Origin of the sequence: Salipiger sp. PrR003 (assembly GCF_010500785.1) — a bacterium.
Lineage (GTDB): Bacteria > Pseudomonadota > Alphaproteobacteria > Rhodobacterales > Rhodobacteraceae > Salipiger > Salipiger pacificus_A.
In genome coordinates, this window is the sequence record NZ_JAAGOV010000017.1 from 1 (window position 1) to 1,169 (window position 1,169).

Consider the following 1,169-nt stretch of genomic DNA (forward strand, 5'->3'; position numbering starts at 1 on the left):
GTTCAGAACGGCTATGTTGCCGAGAGTGGCCGGCAGGCAACGCGCACCGATACGGCGATCCGCGACATTCCGCAGAACATCAGCACGGTGACGCAGGATCAGATGGAGGACCAGGAGCCGCGCACGCTGCTCGATGCGCTCGGCTATACCTCCGGCGCCAGCACCACCAATTTTGGCTTCGACAGCCGCTACGACGCGATCTACCTGCGTGGCTTCTCGTCGTACTACACCGGCCTGTTCCGCGACGGGCTGCGGCAGGTGAACGGCCCGTCGGCGTGGTACCAGAACTACCCCTACAGCTTCGAGGCGGTCTCGGTTCTCAAGGGGCCGTCGTCGTCGATGTATGGCGTCAGCGGCTCGGGTGGCATCGTCAATATCGTGTCGAAGCGGCCCAAGCAGGATCCGTTCCGCGAGGTGCAACTGACCTTCGGAACCGAGAGGCAAAAGGAGCTCGCATTCGACTTTACCGGACCGGTCGGGGATGGCCGCCTCAGCTACCGGCTGACCGGGGTGCTGCGCGACGCCGAAACGCCGCTCGACGGCTACCGCGACGACCTCGCCATGATCGCGCCGGCATTGACCTACGAGCTCACCGACCGGATCACCGTGACGCTGCTCGGGGAATACGCCAAGTCCACGCGGGGCGGTACGGCCTCCTACTACAACCCATCCCTTGGTGAGGCCTCCGACATCTATGTCGGCGATCCCGATTACAACGATTTCGACAACGAGCAATGGCGCCTCGGGTACGAGATCGAACACGAGCTGACCGACAGCGTGACCCTGCGCCAGAACCTGCGCTACTCCGAGATCGATGCCGATCTCGAGTTCAGCGGGCTTTACGCTGCGACCCCCGACCTTGGCCGCTACTGGGGACACTATCTCGAGGACTCCGAGACCTTCGCCGTCGACACGAGCGTCGAGGCGTTCTTCACGACGGGCGCGTTGAACCACACGCTGGTGACCGGGCTCGACTACAGCGATGCCTCCTATGACGCCTATTACGGCGGCGTGGGCTATGTCTCGGCAGACGAGACCGACGCGATCGACCAGCCCTATTCCGGCGGTCAAGAGACCGAACAGCTCGGGCTCTACCTGCACGACCAGATCAAGAGCGGCGACTGGACGGTCTTCCTCAGCGGGCGCTACGACTGGGTCGAGACCACCAC

General features: G+C 63.6%; 1 protein-coding gene. It reads left to right on the plus strand.

Features of this window, described 5'->3' with window-relative positions; all coding sequences use genetic code 11:
• Positions 1–1,169 (plus strand): TonB-dependent receptor plug domain-containing protein (locus G0D83_RS01110; RefSeq protein ID WP_164188791.1); only part of this gene is annotated, 1,169 nt, incomplete at both ends.